Genomic DNA, 20254 nt, shown 5'->3' on the forward strand with positions numbered 1-20254 from the left:
GCAGTCTTCCTCGTCACCGCCACCGGAGCCATAGCCGCCACCATGGCCACCACCATGGTGACCACCGCCATGACCACCAGGCTGGTCGCAGTCTTCCTCGTCACCGCCACCGGAGCCATAGCCGCCAGCGGAATCGGAGCCGGGGTCAGAGTCCTCGGAACCGTAGCCACCACCGGAACCGGAGCCGGGGTCAGAGTCCTCGGAACCGTAGCCGGAGTCGGAATCCGAGCCGTAGCCGGAGTCGGGGTGGGAGTTGGGGTCGGGGTCATCGGACCCGTAGCCGGAACCGGAGCCGGGGTCAGAGTCCTCGGAACCGTAGCCGGAGTCGGAATCCGAGCCGTAACCGGAGTCGGAGTCGGAGTCGGAGTCGTCGGAACCGAAGCCACCGCCGGAACCGGAACCGGAGTCGGAGTCCTCGGGGTCATCCTCCGCGTACGACATGCCGAACGGCGCCGACGGGGAGGGGACGGGACGATGGGCGTGACCCGCGCCTGAGACGTTGGCGCAGAGGTTGCCGAGGGCCGGGCTGAGGGCGGCAATCAGGTCGGCCGAGTTGCCGCAGGCGTTGACCGGAGCCTCGACCGGGACTTCCGCGGCGTCCCCGGACACCACGCCGGGAGAGTTGATTGCCTCGCCGGTTGCATGCGTGTCGGCTAGGGCTGGACTTCCATACAGGGACAGAATGCTTGTCGCAGCTGCGGCCACGACCATTCCCCTGCTCAGGGTCTGTCGCAATCTCGTGGTCTTCCTGCTTGAAGAAGTGGGAAAAGGCCGGCCTTGGGTACGGAGAGAGCACTTGTCCAAGGCCGGCCTCGACACAGCCGTACGGCTGGTGGGTCAAGCCGTCAGTGGTTGACGCAGACGTTGCCGAAGGTCGGGCTCAGCACGGCGGTGACGTCGGAGGAGTTGCCGCACGCGTTGATCGGCATGTTGACGGGCATCTGGATGACGTTGCCCGACAGGACGCCCCCCGAGCCGATGGCGGCGCCCAAGGCACCGGCGTCGGCGAAGGCCGGGGCGGCACCGCCGAGAGCCAGGACGAGGCCCGCGACGACTGCGGCGCTCTTCTTCATGGAGTTTCCCTTCTCTGCGGTCACGCCCCTATGTCGGCCCGGCCGTTGACGGGCCGAACCGAGCGAGCACAGCCGGAACGGCTCGCACCATGACCTGCAGGCTGCAAACGAGACATAGACGGCGGGAGAACCTGTGGAACGGGGGCCGCAGGGGAATTCACTCGAATGCCTTCAGAGAATCGACATGGGGGACCCATAAGAGGGGAAGCGATTCACCTGAGTGGCAGAGCGAGCGCCGGGTGAAGATCGGAAAAGCAGAGGAACACATCGGTGCACGGCGCGCGGAGGCGCCCGGACGGGCCCGTGCAGAGGAAGCACGGGGCTGTCCGGGCGCGGGGCCGCGGCGTGGGTCAGCCGTTCCGGACGCCGTTGCCCGACAGGGTCGAGATGTCGTCCAGGATGTGCGACAGCGGCTCGTCGCCCTTGGCCTGGGTGGAGTTCTCGACGCACTGCTGGTTCTGCGGCGCGGACAGGACGGGGATGTCCTGGAAGCCGGCGTCGGCCACCTCGAGGATGCTCTGGACGTTGCCCTTGGCCGGCAGACCGATGCAGGGCTTGTTGAGCGAGCCCTGGACCAGCGACAGCTGCGGGCTCATGTCGCCCTTGGTCACCGAGTTGCCGAACTTTTGCGAAGCACCGTTGCCGCTGGCGGAGGTGGTGCCGCTGTCGTCACCGATGGCGAGCGCCTGGGGGGCCGCCGCCGCCGACACGCCGACGAGGGACGCTGCGACCGCCGCCGCGGCCATTGCCTTCTTGAGCATTTCGCACTTCCTTTCCTGGCTCCTGGCCAAGACGCGGGTTCCTGCCCCCCGCATCAACCCGGCGGGAGGGGATTGGTTGCGGGCCTTCACCCGATCGGTGCGTGCGCGGTCAGGGAATTCACGGACAACATCAGCGGGTGAGAACGCGCCGACCTGTTCGACGCCGTGGGCCATCGGAGTGAATCGCAGCAACCAAGCAGGCCCGGCGGAGTTGTCCAGAGCGCTCCGGTGGACGGGGTTTCTCCAGAAGGGACACACAAGTGATCAAGAAGGTACTGGCTTCCGCCGCGGTCGCCGCTTCCATCGTGGGCGCCTCTGCCGCCGCCGCGCCGCAGGCCCTGGCCATCGGCAATGACAACGGCACCACGTCCGCCAGCGGCAACGGGGCCATGCAGTCGTTCGGCAACTCCGCCACGTTCGGCAACATGAGCCCGCAGATGGCGCTCATCCAGGGCTCCTTCAACAAGCCCTGCATCGGCCTGCCGGCCAAGGTCAACACGCAGTCGCTCACCGGCACCGTCGGCGTCCAGGACGTCCCGATCCTGTCCGCGCCGCAGAACCAGCAGTGCGTCGAGAACTCCACCCAGGCCAAGGGCGACGAGCCGCTGTCGCACATCCTGGACGACATCGCGACCCTCTCGGGCAACGGTGCCGCCAACCACTGAGCATCTGTTCTGAACAGCCTCGGGGCCCAGGCTCTCGGGCCCCGCGAGCGGGCCGCCGACCACATCGGCGGCCCGCTCGCCTGTCAGGGCCGTGACGGCGGACCCGGGCCCCTGCCGTCGCCCGCAGGACCAGGTCCGTGGCGGCCTGCGGGGCGGTGGCGCGCCCCGGGGAGCCCGCCGGGGCGCGAGCGAGGCTCGCACCTGACCCGGAATGCGCTACTCCGTTCGGGGTACAAGCCGAAACCCGGAAGGCCTGCGCGCGTTGACGATCATGCAACTCCTCCCCCGGAGTCCGCCTTTCGAAGGGAACGATTATGAAGAAGCTGTGGGCGACCGCGGCTCTTGCCGCCTCCATCGCCGGCATGTCGGCGGTGACCGCCCCCCAGGCTCTCGCCATCGGTGACGACAGCGGCACCACCTCCGCCAGCGGCAACGGCGCTTCGCAGGAGTTCGGCAACTCGGTGACCAAGGGCGACATGAGCCCGCAGCTGTCGCTGGTCCAGGGCTCCCTCAACAAGCCCTGCGTCGGCCTGCCTGCGAAGCTCAACACGCAGACGCTCACCGGCACCGGCACCGCCTTCCAGGACATCCCGATCCTGTCCGCGCCGCAGAACCAGCAGTGCGTCGAGAACTCCACCCAGGCCAAGGGCGACGAGCCGCTGTCGCACATCCTGGACGACATCTCGACCCTGTCGGGCAACGGCGCGGGCAACGGCTGACCGGCCTTTGCACCGCACGGCGGGCCACCGGTTCCTCCCGGTGGCCCGCCGTTCGCATGTCCGGACGCCCCGGACGCGGGCGCCGCGGGCTGCCGCAGGCGCGGTGACCCGTGTCGACGACCCTGCGGGGCCGATACCGTCGGCAGCTCGGGCGAGGTCCACCGAGGGTGCGGCGGCGCCCCCGAAGGGGCGGGAGGAACCGCGCGACCGGCCACGACGGCGCTGCGGTCGACGGACATCGCACGGCGGACGCCCCCGGCGGACGCCCCCGGCGGACGCCCCCGGCGGAGCGCTCAGTCCCGGTGGCGGGACGCCTGGTGGACGGCGTCGGCGAGCCGGCGTACGTCCTCGTCCTCCGTGGTCCGCGCGAGGCGGTCGGCGTGCTCGGCGAGGCGGTCCAGGGCCGGGGCGCCCGGCAGGGTGCCGTGGCGGGGGTCGGGCGAGCGCAGGGCGTCGGCGAAGTACGCCGCCGTCGCCGTCACCTGGAAGCGGGGGCTCGCCCGCCACACGTCGTCCGTCAGCGAACCGGTCTCCAACTGCCCGGACCGCTCGTGCGGGGTGCGGGAGTCGGGGTCGAGCCAGCGCACCGTGGCGGTCGCCAGACGGCCGCGGGCACCGGGCACGGTGCGGACGGCGTACACAGCGGTGACGGTGTGGCCGGGGCCGACCTCGCCGCCGTCGACCCGGTCGTCACGGAAGTCGTCGTCGGCGACCCGCCGGTCGTCGTAGCCGATCAGCCGGAACTCGGCGACCGTGCCGGGGTCGAAGGCGACCTGCGCCTTGGCGTCGCGGGCTGTGAGGTCGACGTTCCGCGTGAGTTCCTCGCTGAACACCCTGCGGGCCCGCTCCTCGTCCGACACGTACACGGTGTGGCCGTCGCCCTTGTCGGCGAGGCGTTCCATGAGGGCGTCGCCGTAGTCGCTGCCGACGCCGACGCCGAAGAGGGTGATGCCGTGCTCGCGGCGGGCGGAGGAGATGCGCTCCAGGATGGAGTCCGGGTCGGTGTCGCCGGTGTTGGCGAGTGCGTCGGAGATCAGGACGACCCGGTTGGTGGCGCCCTTGCGCAGGCCCTCGACGGCGGTGTCGTAGCCGGTGCGCACACCGGCGCCGAGGTTGGTGGACTCGCGGGCCCGGAGGCCGTCGATCGCGGCGTGGATCTTCCCGCGATGACCGTCGAGGCGGGTCATGGGCAGGACCGTCCGCGCCTCGTCGGTGAAGGTGACCAGGGCCACCGAGTCGTCGTCGCGCAGCCGGTCGGTCATCACGCCGAGGGCCTTCCGCGCGAGGTCGAGGCGGCCCGGTTCGTCCATGGAGCCGGAGACGTCGATGACGAAGGTCAGCGCGGCGGGCGGGCGTTCGGCGTCGGAGCCCGCCGGGCGGGTGGCGAGGCCGACGCGGACCAGGGACCAGTCGCCGTCACCGGTCCGGGCGCCGTCGACGGTCACGGTGAAGCCGTTGCCGTCGGGCCGCGGGTAGTCCTGGCGGAAGCTGTTGACGAACTCCTCGGGACGCACCTGGCCGGGATCGGGCCGCCGGCCCTCGGACAGCAGGCGGCGGGCGTAGTCGTAGGAGGCGGTGTCGACGTCGAGGGCGAAGGTGGAGAGGAAGTCCGGCGGCGCACCGGACCCCGGCCCGTTCTCGGGCGTCCGGCCGTCGGCCCCGGTGCGGTTCGGGGCGGGTGCCGGGAGCCCGCCCCTCTTGTCGGCGGCCGAGTCGCCGATGCCTCCCGAGCTGCATCCGGTGAGCAGCAGACCGCCGAGTGCGGTGAGAGCGAGCAGGGCGCCGCGCAGCCGTCGTGTCCGGTACCGCTTCATGATCCGTTTCCCCCTGAATCGGTTGACGTCGCCTTCGACGACTGTGACGGCTCGGGGGAGGGGAGCGTGCGGGACGGGGCGTTGCGGATCGATCTCGAACAGGGCACGGCGGGGGCCGTCGGGACCGTTAGGTGATCCTCCGGTGATCCGGGCCGCGACCGGAGGGGTTCACCGGCCCGCGGCGGGCCCTTCCGGTCGCACCGGGGCCTGCGGCGAAGGGCGCCGTCGCCGGCGGGGCGGGGGCGGCACGAGTTCCCCGGCGCCCTCAGCTGACCACGTCCTTGCGGGCGAAGCCGCGGAACGCCAGGGCGAACAGCACGAGCGCGTACGTGACGGAGAGGACGGCGCCCTGGATCGTCCCGGACCACTCCGGGCGGGGCTGCACCACGTCCGCCCAGGCGAACTGCCAGTGCGCGGGCAGGAAGTCGCGCCAGTGGCCGAGCGCGGTGACGGCGTCGAGGACGTTGCCGACGATGGTCAGCCCGACGGCGCCGCCGACCGCGCCGAGCGGGGCGTCCGTCCTCGTCGACAGCCAGAACGCCAGTCCCGCGGTGACCAGTTGGGACACGAACAGGTAGGCCACGACGACCACGAGCCGCTGCGCCGCCGTGCCCGCGTCCAGCGCGCCGCCCGTGGGCAGTTCCAGCGGGCCCCAGCCGTAGGCGGCCGTGCCGACGGCCAGGGCGACCAGCGGCAGCAGCAGCATCGCGGCCAGGCTGAGCCCGAGGCCCACGGCGAGCTTGGAGGCGAGCAGCCGGGCCCGGGGCACCGGTGCCGCCAGCAGGTAGCGCAGGGAGGACCAGGACGCCTCCGACGCCACCGTGTCCCCGCAGAACAGGGCGACCGGGATGACCAGGAGGAAGCCCGCGGAGACGAACAGGTTGACGGCGGCGAAGTTGGCGCCGGACGCGGTGGCGGTGTCCATGAGGGTGAGGGCGCCGTTGCGGCTGCCCGGCTCCCTGCCGATCGCGAAGGCCGTCAGCAGCACGAAGGGCAGGGCGGCGAGGACACCGGCCATGACCAGCGTGCGGCGGCGGGTGAGCTGGCGGACCAGCTCGACGCGGAGCGGCAGGGTGCGGCGGGCCCGGTAGCCGGGGGCGGCCTCGGTGCGCGAGCTCATGCCGAGCCTCCGATCAGGGTGAGGAAGGCGTCTTCCAGACGGCGGTGCGGGCCGGCCGAGTTCACGGTCGAGCCGGACCAGGTCGGCGACCAGGCGGGCGGCGGTGCCGTCGGCGTCCAGCCGGATCAGGAGTCCTTCGTCGGCCCGCACGGCGGAGGCGACGCCGGGCAGCGCGCCGAGCTTCTCCAACACCTGGTCCGGCACGGGGGCGGCGGTGCCGACGAGCAGGGTGTCGCCGGCTCCGACGATCTCGCCGACCGGGCCGGCCTGGACGAGCCGGCCGCGGTCCATGACGACCAGGTGGGTGCAGGACTGCTCGACCTCCGCGAGCAGGTGACTGGAGACGATCACCGTGCGCCCGCCGGCCGCGTACCGGATCATCACCTCGCGCATCTCGCGGATCTGCGGCGGGTCGAGGCCGTTGGTCGGCTCGTCGAGGATGAGCAGGTCGGGCAGGCCCAGCATGGCCTGGGCGATGGCCAGGCGCTGCCGCATGCCCTGCGAGTAGGTGCGCACGGCCCGTTCGAGGGCGTCGCCGAGGTCGGCGATCCGCAGTGCCTCGTCGAGGTGGGCGTCCTCGGCCGGGCGGCCGGTGGCCCGCCAGTACAGGTCCAGGTTCTCCCGGCCGGACAGGTGCGGCAGGAAGCCGGCACCCTCGACGAAGGCGCCGACCCGGGACAGCACGGGTGCGCCGGGGCGGACGCCGTGGCCGAAGACACGGATCTCGCCGCCGTCGGGCCGGATCAGGCCCATCAGCATGCGCAGTGTGGTCGTCTTGCCCGCGCCGTTGGGGCCGAGCAGGCCGAGCACCTGGCCCTGCTCCACACGGAAGGTCAGGTCGCGCACGGCGTACCGGTCACGGGCGCCGGCGTACCGCTTGGTCAGACCGGTGATCTCCAGCGGCACGTCGGCCAGGCCGGGGTCGGGTGCGGGGGCGGTGGTGCGGCGGCGGCCCGACAGCAGCAGGGCCGACGCGGCGGCGGCGCCCGTCAGGGGCAGCCACCACACCCAGGACGGCAGGGGGGCCGGGGCGGTTCGGACGCCGGGGGCGGTGGGGACCGACAGGTCTCCCCTCAGGGTGACCGTGTAGGTGGCCGGGGCGGCCGGGGAGGCGTAGCCCAGGTCGGTGGAGGCGACGACGAGCCGCAGGCGGTGGCCCTTCCGCACCTGGTGGTCGATGGCCGGGAGGGTCAGGGTGACGTCCTTGCCGGACCGGGCGCCCTGCACGCGCAGGGGGGTCACGAGCCGGGCGGGCAGGACGGGCCGGCCGCCGTCGGGGCCGACGTCGTAGACCTTGCCGAAGAGGACGGCGTCGTCGCGGGTGGACGTGACGTGGAGGGTCGCGGTCGGGGTGCCGGTGATACGGAGGTCGTCGGCCAGGGGTGCGGACTCGAACGACGCGTACTGGCCGGGGAAGTCGAGCGAGACGCCGACGCCGAGGGAGGACAGCCGGGCGAGGCCGCCGCCCGCGCCGAGGCCGGGCAGGGCGGAGACCGCGGGCGGGGTCGCGCCGGCGGGGTGGGTGACGCGCTGCGCCCGCCCGGTGAGCGGGATGTTCCGCGGTGCGTTGCGCAGGCCGGGGTAGGTGTCGGCGCTCGCCCCCCGCAGCCGGGCGGCCCCGTCGGTGGAGTCGATGCCTCCGGTACGGGTGACGCGGAATCCGGGGCCGGTCGCGGTGCCCTTGCCGTCCTTGAGGTAGCGGTCGAACCAGGCGGTGACCCGGGCCTGGACGCGGGTGCGCTCCAGGTCGCCGCCGTCGTGGCCGCCGGCGATCCAGTCGACGTCCACGGGGGCGCCGTTCGCCCGGATCGCCCGTGCCGCGGCGTCGGCCTGGCCGAGCGGGAAGAGCGAGTCGGTCTGGCCCTGCACCAGCAGGGTGGGCACCTTGATCCGGTCGCCGATCGCGGACGGCGACCGCTGCTCCAGGAGGGTGCGGGCCTGTGCGTCAGGGGTGCCTGACTCGGCGATCCGCTCGTACATCCGGCACAGTGCGGGCTCGAAGCGGGCGCAGCCGCCGCCGCTGCTGACGAAGAGTCCGGCCCACAGCTTCTTGAACACGCCGTTGGGCAGGAGGGCGTCGGCCAGGTTCCAGTAGGTGATCGACGGGGCGATGGCGTCGACGCGGGAGTCGTACCCGGCGGCCAGCAGGGCGATCGCACCGCCGTAGGAGGCGCCGGCCATGCCGACGCGGGGGTCGCCGGCGCGGTCGAGCCGGACCTCGGGCCGCCGGGCCAGCCAGTCGACGAGCCGGGAGACGTCGGCAACCTCGCCGTGCGGGTCGTTCAGCCCGATCTTGCCGGTGGACCGTCCGAAGCCGCGGGCCGACCAGGTCAGCACGGCGTATCCGGATCCGGCGAGGTCCTCGGCCTGCCGGCGGACGTCCTCCTTGCTGCCGCCGAAGCCGTGGCCCAGCAGGACGGCCGGGTGGCGGCCGGCGGTGCCGGGGGTGAAGTAGGAGGTGTCCAGGCGCACGCCGTCGCCCAGGGCCATGATCTGGTCGGTGCGGTGCACCGCGGGGGCCTCGTCGGAGGCGACGGCCGAGGCCACGGTCCAGGTGCCGGCCCCGGCGAGGATCACGACGGCGGCCCCGGCGGCCAGGAGGCGCCGGGGCGCGCGCAGTATCCGCCGCAGGGGCGGGCGAAGATCCATGCCTCAACCGTACGGGCCGCTCCCGGCGGCCGGCGCGGTCCCGGGGGTGGAACGGCCGCCCCTCCTGCGGGAGTACGGAGGGGCCGGGCGTACCGCGCTCGCGGTACGCGGTCAGGCGCGGGCGTCCTCGGGGATCGACACCAGCCAGCGGGTGTCGCGGCGCGGCCTCAGGTACAGGGCCCAGTACAGGGTGGCCGCGGCGGTGATGCCGCCGGTCCACAGCAGGTAGGCGGCCTCCTGCCGGGCGAGGATGTAGGCGAGGACGGCGATCAGCAGGACGGGCACGGCGGGCCACAGCGGCATGCGCCAGGCGGGGGTCGCCCCGTGGGCGCCGCGGCGGCAGAGCAGGGCCGCCACCGCCACGAGCAGGTACATGGCGGTCACGGACACGCCGGTCACGCCGTACAGCGTGTCCAGGTCGACGAAGCACAGCGCCGCGCCGGGGACACCGACGGCGAGCGTGGACACCCAGGGGGAGCCGAACCGGCCGAGCTTGACGAAGACGTCGTTGACCGGCTCGGGCCAGGCCTTGTCGCGGGCGGAGGCGAACAGGACGCGCGAGTTCTGGATGACCATGACGATGCCGGCGTTGACGATCGCGAGGGCGACGCAGAGGCTGACGAAGGTGCCGACGGCGGAGTTCGACCAGGCGGTGACCATGGAGCCGATGTCGCCGCCGGTCAGTTCGGCGAGGTCCGTCGCGCCCATGGTGATCGCGGCGACCGGCACCAGGATGATCACGGAGGAGATGGCGAGAGTGGCGAGGACGGTGCGGGCGACGTTGCGTCGCGGCTCCTCCAGTTCCTCGGAGAGGTAGACGGCCGTCGAGAAGCCCTGCGTGACGAAGAGGGCGATGGCGAGGCCGGAGACGACCAGCATGGCGGTGACGGTGTCGGTGTGGCCGTCCGCGCCGGCCACCTGGAGGGAGAGCAGGCTGTCGGCGCCCCGGTGGCCGTGTGCGAAGCCCAGCACGGCGACGACGGCCGCGGCGATGACCTCCAGGACCAGGAAGATGCCGGTGATCCAGGCGTTGGCGCGCAGGTCGAGCAGTCCGGCGAGGGTGGCCAGCAGCATGACGCCGGCGCCGGTCAGGGACGGGTCGAGGTGGACGACGGGGGCCAGGTAGTCGGCGGTGCCCATCGCGATGACCGGCGGGACGATCATCACGACCAGCAGGGAGAGCACGAAGACGAGCCAGCCGGCGAGGCGTCCGGCCATCGTGGAGACCATGGCGTACTCGCCGCCCGCGCTGGGGATGAGGGTGCCCAGCTCCGAGTAGCAGAAGGCCACGGCGATGCAGAGGAGGGAGCCGATGGCGATCGTCAGGGCGGTCGCGGTGCCCAGCGAGCCGAACAGGTCGGGGACGACGACGAAGAGCGTGGAGGCGGGGGTCACGCAGGACAGGGTCAGCAGGGTGCCGCCGACGACGCCGATGGAACGCTTGAGTGTCCGGGGACCGCCGTCCTCCGTCTCGGGGACGGCTGGTGCGGCAGGGCGGAGCGTGTCGGTCATGCGGCGGTTCCGATCGACTCGTGCGGGGTGGTTCGGACGGGAGCGCTGCTATCGCCTCCGGCGGCTGGGTGGTGCGCTGCGTGGTTCGCTCCCGGCGCTGCATGGAATCCCGACGAAAACCGCGGCGTCAATAGCCGTTTGCCTACGGATTCCGTTGCCTTGATCGGCTTCTGATCGCCTGTACGTCACTCCTGCCGGACTTCCACGGGTCGAAGGTCCGTACGGGAACCGCAGCGCGGACGTCAAAAGAACGTCAGGATGTCCGCTATCCGGACAGCTGTCGGAGGCTGTCGCTACAGTCGGTGTGCACAGTCGGAACACAGACGCAACGGGTGGGGAAGATGAGGCTGAAGCACGGCACGGTCTGGGTGGGGCTCACGGCAGCGGCGCTGATGGCGACGTCCGCCTGCGGAGCGGACTCGGCCGAGAAGGCGGCCGAGGTCGCCGACAAGGCCGACTCGATCATGGCGGCGCTCATGCGAGCCAGCGACCGGACCGAGGAGATCGGGTCGGCTCAGGTGAAGATGAGCACCGACATGGGCAACGGCAAGCCGATCGCCATGGAGGGCACCTACTCCTGGGGCGACGGCTACGCGTTCGACGTCGAGATGGACACCGCGGCGGTCCAGATGCAGCAGTTGCACGCTGCTCCCCGGACCCGCACGCTGTTCGTCGACGGCGCCTACTACTACGACATCGACCCGCAGCCCTCCGGCCCGCTCCAGGGCAAGGAGTGGATGAAGATCGACGCCTCCGCGATCTTCGGCGACAAGGGCGCCCAGGCATTCGACGGCTCCGGGGACAGCCCGTCGGCCTCCATGAAGGGCCTGCGCTACGCCAACGACGTCGAGGACCTCGGCAAGGAGAAGGTCGACGGGCAGAGCGCGACCCACTACAAGGCGGTCGTCGACAAGGACCACATGGGCAAGTTCAAGGATGCCTACGGCGACCAGAACAACCTGCTCAACTCGGTCGCCGGCGGGGTCGACGCGATCACCATGGACGTCTGGGTCAACGACAAGGACCTGCCGGTCCGCATGACCCAGCACTTCGGCAGGGCGACCGTCACGATCGACTTCGAGAAGTTCGGCGGCAGCACGAAGATCCAGGCGCCGCCCGCCGCCGAGACGGGCGACCTCACCGAGCAGGTGAAGGCCCGGCAGCAGGGCTGAACCCGGACAACGGCCGTGCCCCGCCCTTCCGTGTGGAGGGGCGGGGCACCGGACGGTCGTCAGTGGTTGCGGGGGAAGCCCAGGTCCACGCCGGCCGGGGCGTCGGCCGGGTCCGGCCAGCGGGTCGTGACGACCTTGCCGCGGGTGTAGAAGTGGGTGCCGTCGTTGCCGTAGATGTGGTGGTCGCCGAAGAGCGAGTCCTTCCACCCGCCGAAGGAGTGGTAGCCGACCGGCACCGGGATCGGGACGTTGACGCCGACCATGCCGGCCTCGATCTCCAGCTGGAAGCGGCGGGCGGCGCCGCCGTCCCTGGTGAAGATCGCGGTGCCGTTGCCGAACGGGGAGGCGTTGATCAGCGCCACGCCGTCCTCGTAGGTGTCGACGCGCAGCACGCACAGCACCGGGCCGAAGATCTCGTCCTGGTAGGCCTTGGCGCCGGTCGGCACCTTGTCGAGCAGTGAGATGCCGATCCAGTGGCCGTCCTCGAAGCCCTCGACGGTGTGGCCGGTGCCGTCCAGGACCACCTCGGCACCCTCGGCCGCCGCGCCCTCGACGTAGGAGGCGACCTTGTCGCGGTGCGCGGCGGTGATCAGCGGGCCCATCTCGGACGCCGGGTCGTTGCCGGGACCGATCTTGATCTTCTCGGCCCGCTCGCGGATCTTGTCCACCAGTTCGTCGCCGATCGAACCGACCGCCACGACCGCGGAGATCGCCATGCAGCGCTCGCCCGCCGAGCCGTAGGCGGCGGACACGGCGGCGTCCGCGGCGGCGTCCAGGTCGGCGTCCGGGAGGACCAGCATGTGGTTCTTCGCGCCGCCCAGGGCCTGCACGCGCTTGCCGTTGGCGGAGGCCGTGGTGTGGATGTGGCGGGCGATCGGGGTCGAGCCGACGAAGGACACGGCCCTGACGTCCGGGTGCTCCAGGAGCCGGTCCACGGCCACCTTGTCGCCGTGCACGACGTTGAACACGCCGTCCGGCAGCCCTGCCTCGGCGAGCAGTTCGGCGAGCCGGACGGCCGCCGACGGGTCCTTCTCGCTCGGCTTCAGCACGAACGTGTTGCCGCAGGCGATGGCGAGCGGGAACATCCACATCGGAACCATCGCCGGGAAGTTGAACGGCGTGATGCCCACCACGACGCCCAGCGGCTGCCGGATCGCTGCCACGTCCACCCGGCTGGCGACCTGCGTCGACAGCTCGCCCTTCAGCTGCACGTTGATGCCGCACGCCAGGTCGACGATCTCCAGGCCGCGGGCCACCTCGCCGAGCGCGTCGGAGTGCACCTTGCCGTGCTCGGCGGTGATCAGCTCGGCGATCTCGTCGCGGTGCGCGTCCAGCAGCGCCCGGAAGCGGAAGAGGATGGACGTGCGCTGGGCCAGCGAGGACTGCCCCCAGGTGGCGAAGGCGTCCCGGGCCGCCGCGACCGCCGCGTCCACCTCCTCCACCGAGGCGAAGGCGACCTGCGTGGTGACCTCGCCGGTCGCCGGGTCGGTGACCGGCCCGAAGCTGCCCGACGTGCCCTCGACGGCCTTGCCGCCGATCCAGTGGTTGACGATCTTCGTCATGCCCGGTAACTCCTTCACAGATGGCGGCGTCGGGTCGAGACGTGCCGTTCGTACAGCTCACGTGCCTTGACCGCCGACGGTCGGGCCGCGGTCTCGGCCACAGGTACATCCCACCAGGCCTGCGCGGGCGGCGCGCCCGACACTGTGTCTGCCGTTTGGGTCTCGACGTAGACACATGTGGGAGTGTCGGCGACCCGCGCCTCCGCCAGGGCCGCGCGCAGATCCCGCACGGTCTTCGCACGCAGCACCCGCATGCCCAGGCTGGCGGCGTTGGCGGCGAGATCGACGGGCAGCGGCGCCCCCGTGTAGGTGCCGTCGTCCGCCCGGAAGCGGTACGCGGTGCCGAACCGCTCGCCGCCCACCGCCTCCGACAGCCCGCCGATGGACGCGTACCCGTGGTTCTGCACGATCACCACCTTGATCGCGATCCCCTCCTGCACGGCGGTGACGAGCTCCGTCGGATTCATCAGGTAGGTGCCGTCGCCGACCAGCGCCCACACCGGCCGGTGGGGGGCGGCGAGCTTCACGCCGATCGCGGCGGGGATCTCGTAGCCCATGCAGGAGTAGCCGTACTCCAGGTGGTACTGGTCCGCCGACCGGGCCCGCCACAGCTTGTGCAGGTCGCCGGGGAGGGACCCGGCCGCGTTGACGACGATGTCCGTCTCGTCGACCACCGCGTCCAGGGCGCCCAGGAGCTGCGGCTGCGTCGGCCGTACGTCGGGCTCGTCGGCCTCGAAGCAGGCGTCGACGCGCTGCTCCCAGCGCTCCTTGTCCTCGGTGTACTCGGCGACGTAGGAGTCGGCGACGCGATGGGCGTGCATCAGCAGTGCCTCGGTGAGCTCCTCCAGTCCGCTGCGGGCGTCCGCGATCAACGGCATCCCGGCGAGCTTGTGGCCGTCGCGGGACGCGATGTTGAGGTTGAGGAACCGGACCTCCGGCCGCTCGAACAGGGTGCCGGAGGCGGTCGTGAAGTCGGTGTACCTGGTTCCGACCCCGATCACGAGGTCGGCGGTGCGGGCGAGTTCGTCGGCGGTGGCGGTGCCGGTGTGGCCGATGCCTCCGACGTCCTGGGGGTGGTCGTGGTTCAGGGAGCCCTTGCCCGCCTGCGTGGAGGCCACGGGAATGCCGGTGTTCCCGGCGAACTCGGCGAGGGCCTGCTCGGCGCGGCTGTGGTGGACGCCGCCGCCCGCGATCACCAGCGGCCTGCGGGCCGTCCGGATCGCGGTCACGGCCTCGGCCAGCTCGGTCGGGTCCGCGCCGGGCCGCCGCACGACCCACACGCGCTCGGCGAAGAGGCCGTTGGGCCAGTCGTACGCCTCGGCCTGCACGTCCTGGGGCAGGGCGAGGGTGACCGCGCCGGTCTCCACCGGGTCGGTGAGCACGCGCACGGCCTCCAGGGCGGACGGGATCAGAGCTTCCGGGCGGGTCACGCGGTCGAAGTACCTCGACACGGGCCGCAGGCAGTCGTTGACCGACACGTCACCCGCGTACGGCACCTGGAGCTGCTGGAGCACCGGATCGGCGGGACGGGTGGCGAAGACGTCGCCGGGCAGCAGCAGCACGGGCAGGTGGTTGACGGTGGCCAGGGCGGCGCCGGTGACCAGGTTGGTCGCGCCGGGGCCGATCGAGGTGGTCACCGCGTGGGTGGACAGCCGGCCCGACTGCCGCGCGTAGCCGACGGCCGCGTGCACCATCGCCTGCTCGTTGCGGCCCTGGTGGTAGGGCATGTCGCCGGCGTGCTCGACGAGCGCCTGGCCGATCCCGGCGACGTTCCCGTGGCCGAAGATGCCCCAGGTCGCAGCGATCAGCCGGTGGCGTACGCCGTCCCGCTCCGCGTACTGCGCGGCGAGGAACCGGACGAGCGCCTGTGCGACCGTGAGCCTCGTCGTCGAAGTCATCGGCAACCCTCCGTGTGGTCCGGGTGGTCCGGGTGGTCCGGTGGTTCGGGGCGACCGGCCGGTCCGTGTGGTCCGTGTGGTCCGGGCGGTCCCGGTGAGAGCCGTGGATTCCACGATGACCCGCCGGGCCCCGGATCCGCTCTCACACCTGGGGAATACGCACGGGTGGCCGCAGCCGTTCGGGACCTCCGGCGCGGGGCCGTAGCGGGCGGGGAGTCGTCGCTCGCACTTCGCTCCTGCCAGGGCGAAGCGGTCTCCCGCGCCGGAGGCGATCAGGGTGGTGGGTGTTCCCGTGGTGCCGCGCTCTCCCTGCACGGTACAAGCACCGTGGGGAGCGGGGTAGTTGCGGGCCGTCACAACGGCCCCGGGCCGGTACCTCCGCCGGCCGGGCCGCGTCCGGCGGGCGCGGCAGCCCGGGGGCGGCGGCCGCGCCGCCCGCGACGGGCGGGCGCGTTGCGCCGCGCCTCCTGTCGTCCTGCGGCGCCCGGCCGCCACCGGCCCGGCCGGCCCTCACCGGACCGCTCCCTCGTCGAGGGCGGCCTGCACCTCGCGCGGTGTCGGCATCGCCGAGGAGCACTCCAGGCGGGAGGCGACGATGGCGCCCGCGGCGTTCGCGTGGCGCACGGTCCGGTCCAGGTCCCAGCCGGCGAGCAGCCCGTGGCACAGCGACCCCCCGAAGGCGTCTCCGGCACCGAGGCCGTTGAGCACCTCGACCGGCAGAGGCGGCACTTCGGCCTGCTCGCCGTCGCGGCCGACGGCGAGGACGCCCTTGGGGCCCTGCTTCACCACGGCCAGGTCCACGCCGATGTCCAGCAGGGCTCGGGCGGCGGCGTGCGGCTCACGGACACCGGTGGCGACCTCCACCTCGTCGAGGTTGCCCACGGCGACGGTGGCGTACCGCAGGGCCTCGGTGTAGAACGGGCGCGCCGACTCGGGGTCCCGCCAGAACATGGGGCGCCAGTCCAGGTCGAGGACCGTCGGGCCGACCCCGGCCCCGGCCCGGTGGGCGAGGGCCGCCAGTGTCGCCGCCCGGCTGGGCTCCTCGCTCAGGCCCGTTCCGGTGACCCAGAAGATGCGGGCGGCGCGGATCGCGTCGAGGTCGAGATCGCGGGCCTCGATCTCCAGGTCGGGGGCCTTGGGCCGGCGGTAGAAGTAGAGCGGGAAGTCGTCCGGCGGGAAGACCTCGCAGAAGGTGACCGGTGTGGGCAGGCCGGGCACCGGCGTGACCCAGCGGTCGTCCACGCCGAAGCCGCGCAGCGCCTCGTGGAGGTAGGCGCCGAAGGGGTCGTCGCCGGTGCGGGTGATCACGGCCGTACGGCGGCCGAGGCGGGCCGCCGCGACGGCCACGTTGGTGGCCGAGCCGCCCAGGAACTTGCCGAACGACGTGACCTCGGACAGCGGGACACCGGTCTGGAGCGGATACAGGTCCACGCCGATCCGGCCCATGGTGATCAGGTCGTACCCCATCGGCTTCCCTTCGTGTCCCGTGGCTGTCCGCAGGCGTTCCGTCGGTTTCCCGGCGCCTTCCCGTCGCATCGCCCCTCCCCGGCTTTCTAGCCCCCGGCATGACACGCTGTCAATGTTTTGTCCGGACATTCGGACCAGATGTTGTCGGGATCCGGCCGCCGCGCGGCCCGGCGGGCGCGGGCACCTTGGGAGCCCTCCGAGCAGGAAGGGGCACATGGCGCGGTCGGTACGTCTGCGGTCGGACCACGGCCCGGGGTCGACGCCGCGATCGAGGCGCCGGCGAGGGCGGCAGGGAGGCGGCGTCGACGGCGGCCGCCGGGCCACCGCGGCCGACGCTGCGGCTGTGGGCTCGCTTCGGTTCCGCCGGAGGGACTGCACCGCGCCGTCGCGGGCGCCCCGCCGGTGGGCGCGGGCCGGACGTGGACATATCAGGGCGGGGTAATTTCGACAGGCATATGCCATTGCATCACCTGTGTCACAAAGACCACTCCTCTGTCACACATGTCGCGTGCACGTGGGTCTTGCGTCACACCCGATCCACAGCCCCTGCCCCTCGCTCCCCCCGTGTCGTTCACCGGGTAGAGGCTTGATGATCGCCAGCGCAGCGCCCGGCTCCCCCGACGGCCGCCCCCGGCCGCCGCCGCGGTCTGCGCGGGGAGGTACGACCCATGACCGACCGCAGGCTCTGGTCCTACAAGGAGATCGCGGCACACATCCGCGTGCAGCCGGACACCGTACGGTCCTATCGCAAGCACGGACTGCTGCCCGCACCCGACCATGTGGAGGGTGGCAAGCCGTACTGGTACGCCGACACCGTCCGGGCGTGGGTGGCCTCACGACCCGGCAACCGGGGCCGCAGGCAGGAGTGAGGCGGTCCCCCTTCGGCCGAGCCCCCGACCACCGCGAAAACCGCCGTGTGCCCCACCGTCGCGTGGGGCACAGTGGCGAGCATGAGCTTCTCCGTGAAACCTGTTCTGACCGGCGAGAGGACCGTGCTGAGGCCCTTCACCGAGGCCGACGCCGACACGATGTGGGAGATCGTCGGCGACCCCGAGGTCGTCCGCTTCACCTTCGAACCGGACACCGACCTCACCCCGGAGCGGTTGCGTTCCTGGTACGCCACCCGAGCCGACCGGGCCGACCGGCTCGACCTGGCCGTCACCGACCGCGCCACCGGCGAACTGGTCGGCGAGGTCGTCCTGCACGAGTTCGACCCGCGGTCCCGCGGCTGCAGCTTCCGCACCCTCATCGGCCCCCGGGGTCGCGGCCGGGGTCTGGGCACGGAGGCGACCCGGCTCATCGTGGCCCACGGCTTCGAACAGCTGGGCCTGCACCGGATCCAGTTGGAGGCCTACAGCGACAACCACCGGGCGCTGCGGGTCTACGAGAAGGTGGGCTTCGTGGTGGAGGGGGTGCGACGGCAGGCCCGGCAGCAGGACGGCGAGTGGGTGGACGAGGTCCTCATGGCGATCCTCGACCGCGAGTGGGCCGCGCTCGCCGCGGCGTGACCACGGCCGCGGTGCCCCCAGCGCCCCGGCCGGTCCCCGCCTCAGCAGCCCGGGGGTACGGCTGAGCCGGCCGGCTCAGCCGGCCACCCCCACCGCGTCCCTGTCGCGTTCGCCGGGGGCCGGTGCCGCGGGCTCGCCCTCGCTGAGGCCGAACCGCCGGTGGAAGCGCCGCAACGGGGCCGGGGCCCACCAGGTGGCGCGGCCGGTGAGGCGCATGACGGCCGGGACGAGCAGACTGCGCACGACCATCGCGTCCATGAGCACGGCGAGGGCGATGCCCAGGCCGAGCATCTTGGTGTTGGTGACCCGAGAGGTGCCGATCGCGACCATCACGACCGCCAGGATCACCGCAGCAGCGGTGATCAGACCGCCGGTGCGCTGCAGTCCGTGCCGCACCGCGGCGCGGTGGTCGCCGGTCGCGTCGTACTCCTCCTTGATACGGGAGAGCAGGAACACGCCGTAGTCCATGGACAGCCCGAACGCCACGCAGAACATCAGGACGGGCAGGGTCGTCTCGATGGAGCCGGGGCTGGTGAAGCCGAGCAGCCCGGACAGGTGGCCGTCCTGGAAGACCCACACCACGGCGCCGAACATCGCGGTCAGGCTCAGCGCGTTGAGCAGCACGGCCTGGAGGGGTATCAGCACGCTGCCGGTGAGCAGGAAGACCAGCAGCAGCGTGACGACGGCGATGAACGCCGCCGCCCACGGCAGACGCTCGGCGATGGCATCCTTGGAGTCGACCAGGACGGCGGCGGTACCGGTCACCTTGGTGTCGAACGGCGTCTCGGTGGCGCGCAGTTCACCGACCAGGCGCTGCGCCGAGTCGTCGACGGACTCACCCTTCGGCTGGACCGTGAAGTACGCCAGGTCGCCCTCGACCAGTGGGCCGTCGACCCGGAGCACGTCCGGGAGGGCGGCGACGCGCTCCTTGTAGGCGGCGTACTCCTCCGGAGTGGCGCGGCCTTCCGCGAGCACCTCCAGTCCGCCGCCGGGGCTGCCCGGGAAGCCGTCCCGCAGATGCTGCTGGACGACGTGGGACTCGGCCCCGGCCGGGAGTTGGCGGTCGTCGGCGGTGCCGAACGTCACGCCGAGGAAGGGCAGGCCGAGGACGATCAGGACGGCGGTCGTGACGGCGGCGAAGAAGGGGGCGCGGCGCATCACCAGGGTCGCGAGGCGCGCCCAGGCGGTGCCGGGCTCCGCACCGGCGGGGGCGGGTCGCCGGCCGCGCCGCAGCAACCGCCTGAGATCGAGGGCGTCGACCCGGTGGCCCAGCAGGACGAGCGCCGCCGGGAGGAGGATCAGCGCGGCGGCCGCGGCGAGCAGCACCACCGCGATGCCGGCGTACGCGAAGGACCGCAGGAAGTACTGGGGGAAGACGAGCATCGCCGCCAGGGACACCGCGACGGTGAGCGCGGAGAAGAGCACGGTGCGCCCGGCGGTGCGCAGGGTGCGGGCGACGGCGTGCAGCGGGTCGGCTCCGGCGGACAGCTCCTCACGGTGGCGGCGGACGATGAACAGGGCGTAGTCGATGGCGAGGCCGAGCCCGAGGGCGGTGGTGAGGTTCATGGCGAAGACGGAGACGTCGGTCAGCTCCGCGAGTCCGGACAGCACCGCGTTGGTGCCCAGGATGGCCACGATGCCGATGCCGAGCGGCAGCAGGGCGGCGACCGCGCTGCCGAAGACCATCACGAGCAGGACCAGGGTGATCGGCAGCGCGATCGCCTCCGCCCGGGTGAGGTCCTCCTGGATGGTCGTCTGCATCTCGTGCCGTACGGCGACGATGCCGCCGATCCTCACCGAGACCGGTCCGTGTGCGCCCCGGTAGTGCGGGGCGATGCGGTCGAGGGTGCCGGCGGCCTCGCTCTCGTCGCCCGCGATGCGGGCGGCGATCAGTGCCTCGTGTCCGTCCTCCGCACGCAGGGCGGCGGCCGCCGCGGGGGCGGCCCGCCAGTAGGAGCCGATGCCGGTCACCCCGTGCTCGGCGGCCAGTTGCCGGGTCAGCCGGTCGGCCTCGGCGGCGACCGCGGGGTCGTCCACCGAGGCGTCGCCCGCCTCCACCAGGAGCAGCAGGTTGGGCTGCGAGCCGGGGAACTCCCGCTCCAGGGCCCGTGTCGCGTACGTCGACTCGGCGGCCGGGTCCTGCCAGCCCCCGCTGCCCAGCTTGTCGGCGACCCCGCTGCCGGCGAGCACGGCGAGGAGCGTGAGCACCAGGGCCGCCAGGAGGGACAGCCGGGGGCGTGCGGTGACCAGGGCGGTCCAGCGGCCCACCGGCGGGCCCCCCAAGTGGGCCGGTCCGGCGTCGGATGCGGTGGCCCTCGTGGCTTCGGTCATCGT

The 20254-nt window shown here is 72.6% G+C and carries 15 protein-coding genes and 1 pseudogene; 5 read left to right on the forward strand and 11 right to left on the reverse strand.

Features of this window, described 5'->3' with window-relative positions:
- The 3 genes from JS756_RS29285 to JS756_RS29295 all read right to left on the reverse strand — a co-directional run.
- Positions 1-711: chaplin (locus tag JS756_RS29285; RefSeq protein WP_240204547.1), on the reverse strand; the 711-nt coding region annotated here is incomplete at its 3' end.
- A gap of 134 nt (positions 712-845) precedes the next feature.
- The gene (locus JS756_RS29290; protein WP_205386265.1) at positions 846-1073 is read right to left on the reverse strand and encodes a chaplin; all 228 of its coding nucleotides are present in this window, start codon (positions 1071-1073) and stop codon (positions 846-848) included.
- Between the two features lie 350 nt (positions 1074-1423).
- Positions 1424-1834 (reverse strand): rodlin, encoded by a 411-nt coding sequence (locus JS756_RS29295; RefSeq protein ID WP_205386266.1) that lies wholly within the window; start codon positions 1832-1834, stop codon positions 1424-1426.
- A gap of 260 nt (positions 1835-2094) precedes the next feature.
- On the opposite strand from JS756_RS29295, the gene JS756_RS29300 reads away from it, so the two are divergent.
- Both JS756_RS29300 and JS756_RS29305 read left to right on the forward strand, forming a co-directional pair.
- Positions 2095-2499, forward strand: coding sequence for a rodlin (locus JS756_RS29300; protein WP_205386267.1), 405 nt, complete (start codon positions 2095-2097; stop codon positions 2497-2499).
- A gap of 314 nt (positions 2500-2813) precedes the next feature.
- Complete coding sequence (locus tag JS756_RS29305) at positions 2814-3218, forward strand: rodlin (RefSeq protein ID WP_205386268.1); 405 nt, start codon at positions 2814-2816, stop codon at positions 3216-3218.
- Positions 3219-3511: 293 nt separating this feature from the next.
- Here JS756_RS29305 and JS756_RS29310 read toward each other — a convergent pair whose 3' ends face one another.
- The 4 genes and pseudogenes from JS756_RS29310 to JS756_RS29325 form a co-directional block, all read right to left on the reverse strand.
- Positions 3512-5032 (reverse strand): vWA domain-containing protein, encoded by a 1521-nt coding sequence (locus JS756_RS29310; protein WP_205386269.1) that lies wholly within the window; start codon positions 5030-5032, stop codon positions 3512-3514.
- Positions 5033-5297: 265 nt separating this feature from the next.
- Positions 5298-6152 (reverse strand): ABC transporter permease, encoded by an 855-nt coding sequence (locus JS756_RS29315; protein ID WP_205386270.1) that lies wholly within the window; start codon positions 6150-6152, stop codon positions 5298-5300.
- Positions 6149-8801: pseudogene (locus tag JS756_RS29320) on the reverse strand (alpha/beta fold hydrolase). The gene JS756_RS29315 and the pseudogene JS756_RS29320 overlap by 4 nt, the downstream one beginning before the upstream one ends.
- A gap of 111 nt (positions 8802-8912) precedes the next feature.
- On the reverse strand, positions 8913-10313 hold the full coding sequence (locus tag JS756_RS29325) for an APC family permease (RefSeq protein WP_205386271.1): 1401 nt from the start codon (positions 10311-10313) through the stop codon (positions 8913-8915).
- A 341-nt stretch (positions 10314-10654) separates the two neighbouring features.
- Here JS756_RS29325 and JS756_RS29330 point away from each other — a divergent pair, with 341 nt between their 5' ends.
- On the forward strand, positions 10655-11485 hold the full coding sequence (locus tag JS756_RS29330) for an SCO4651 family lipoprotein (protein WP_205386272.1): 831 nt from the start codon (positions 10655-10657) through the stop codon (positions 11483-11485).
- 59 nt (positions 11486-11544) lie between these two features.
- Here the strand turns inward: JS756_RS29330 and mmsA are convergent, their stop codons facing one another.
- From mmsA to iolC, 3 genes are all read right to left on the reverse strand, one after another.
- A complete protein-coding gene (mmsA, locus tag JS756_RS29335; protein WP_205386273.1) occupies positions 11545-13047 on the reverse strand; it encodes a CoA-acylating methylmalonate-semialdehyde dehydrogenase in 1503 nt (500 codons plus the stop codon).
- 14 nt (positions 13048-13061) lie between these two features.
- Positions 13062-14945, reverse strand: coding sequence for a 3D-(3,5/4)-trihydroxycyclohexane-1,2-dione acylhydrolase (decyclizing) (iolD, locus tag JS756_RS29340; protein WP_205386274.1), 1884 nt, complete (start codon positions 14943-14945; stop codon positions 13062-13064).
- A 510-nt stretch (positions 14946-15455) separates the two neighbouring features.
- Positions 15456-16412 carry a 5-dehydro-2-deoxygluconokinase gene (gene iolC / locus JS756_RS29345; protein WP_205386275.1) on the reverse strand — a complete coding sequence of 319 codons (957 nt, stop codon included), beginning with the start codon at positions 16410-16412 and terminating at the stop codon, positions 15456-15458.
- A gap of 668 nt (positions 16413-17080) precedes the next feature.
- Between iolC and JS756_RS29350 the strand changes: the two genes are divergently transcribed.
- Both JS756_RS29350 and JS756_RS29355 read left to right on the forward strand, forming a co-directional pair.
- Complete coding sequence (locus tag JS756_RS29350) at positions 17081-17281, forward strand: helix-turn-helix transcriptional regulator (protein ID WP_205386276.1); 201 nt, start codon at positions 17081-17083, stop codon at positions 17279-17281.
- 81 nt (positions 17282-17362) lie between these two features.
- Positions 17363-17920, forward strand: a complete 558-nt coding sequence (locus tag JS756_RS29355; protein WP_205386277.1) for a GNAT family N-acetyltransferase — start codon at positions 17363-17365, stop codon at positions 17918-17920.
- Between the two features lie 75 nt (positions 17921-17995).
- Here the strand turns inward: JS756_RS29355 and JS756_RS29360 are convergent, their stop codons facing one another.
- Positions 17996-20251: an MMPL family transporter gene (locus JS756_RS29360; RefSeq protein WP_205386278.1), complete on the reverse strand. Its 2256-nt coding sequence runs from the start codon at positions 20249-20251 to the stop codon at positions 17996-17998.
- Between the last annotated feature and the right edge of the window lie 3 nt (positions 20252-20254).

Source organism: Streptomyces actuosus (genome assembly GCF_016921115.1).
In the GTDB taxonomy this organism is placed as follows: domain Bacteria; phylum Actinomycetota; class Actinomycetes; order Streptomycetales; family Streptomycetaceae; genus Streptomyces; species Streptomyces actuosus_A.

Bases quoted from the DNA above. Each gene is read 5' to 3' on its own strand.
- JS756_RS29290 (WP_205386265.1), bottom strand. From the start codon at position 1,073: ATGAAGAAGAGCGCCGCAGTCGTCGCGGGCCTCGTCCTGGCTCTCGGC.
- JS756_RS29295 (WP_205386266.1), bottom strand. From the start codon at position 1,834: ATGCTCAAGAAGGCAATGGCCGCGGCGGCGGTCGCAGCGTCCCTCGTC.
- JS756_RS29305 (WP_205386268.1), top strand. From the start codon at position 2,814: ATGAAGAAGCTGTGGGCGACCGCGGCTCTTGCCGCCTCCATCGCCGGC.
- JS756_RS29310 (WP_205386269.1), bottom strand. From the start codon at position 5,032: ATGAAGCGGTACCGGACACGACGGCTGCGCGGCGCCCTGCTCGCTCTC.
- JS756_RS29315 (WP_205386270.1), bottom strand. From the start codon at position 6,152: ATGAGCTCGCGCACCGAGGCCGCCCCCGGCTACCGGGCCCGCCGCACC.
- JS756_RS29325 (WP_205386271.1), bottom strand. From the start codon at position 10,313: ATGACCGACACGCTCCGCCCTGCCGCACCAGCCGTCCCCGAGACGGAG.
- JS756_RS29330 (WP_205386272.1), top strand. From the start codon at position 10,655: ATGAGGCTGAAGCACGGCACGGTCTGGGTGGGGCTCACGGCAGCGGCG.
- mmsA (WP_205386273.1), bottom strand. From the start codon at position 13,047: ATGACGAAGATCGTCAACCACTGGATCGGCGGCAAGGCCGTCGAGGGC.
- iolD (WP_205386274.1), bottom strand. From the start codon at position 14,945: ATGACTTCGACGACGAGGCTCACGGTCGCACAGGCGCTCGTCCGGTTC.
- iolC (WP_205386275.1), bottom strand. From the start codon at position 16,412: ATGGGGTACGACCTGATCACCATGGGCCGGATCGGCGTGGACCTGTAT.
- JS756_RS29350 (WP_205386276.1), top strand. From the start codon at position 17,081: ATGACCGACCGCAGGCTCTGGTCCTACAAGGAGATCGCGGCACACATC.
- JS756_RS29355 (WP_205386277.1), top strand. From the start codon at position 17,363: ATGAGCTTCTCCGTGAAACCTGTTCTGACCGGCGAGAGGACCGTGCTG.
- JS756_RS29360 (WP_205386278.1), bottom strand. From the start codon at position 20,251: ATGACCGAAGCCACGAGGGCCACCGCATCCGACGCCGGACCGGCCCAC.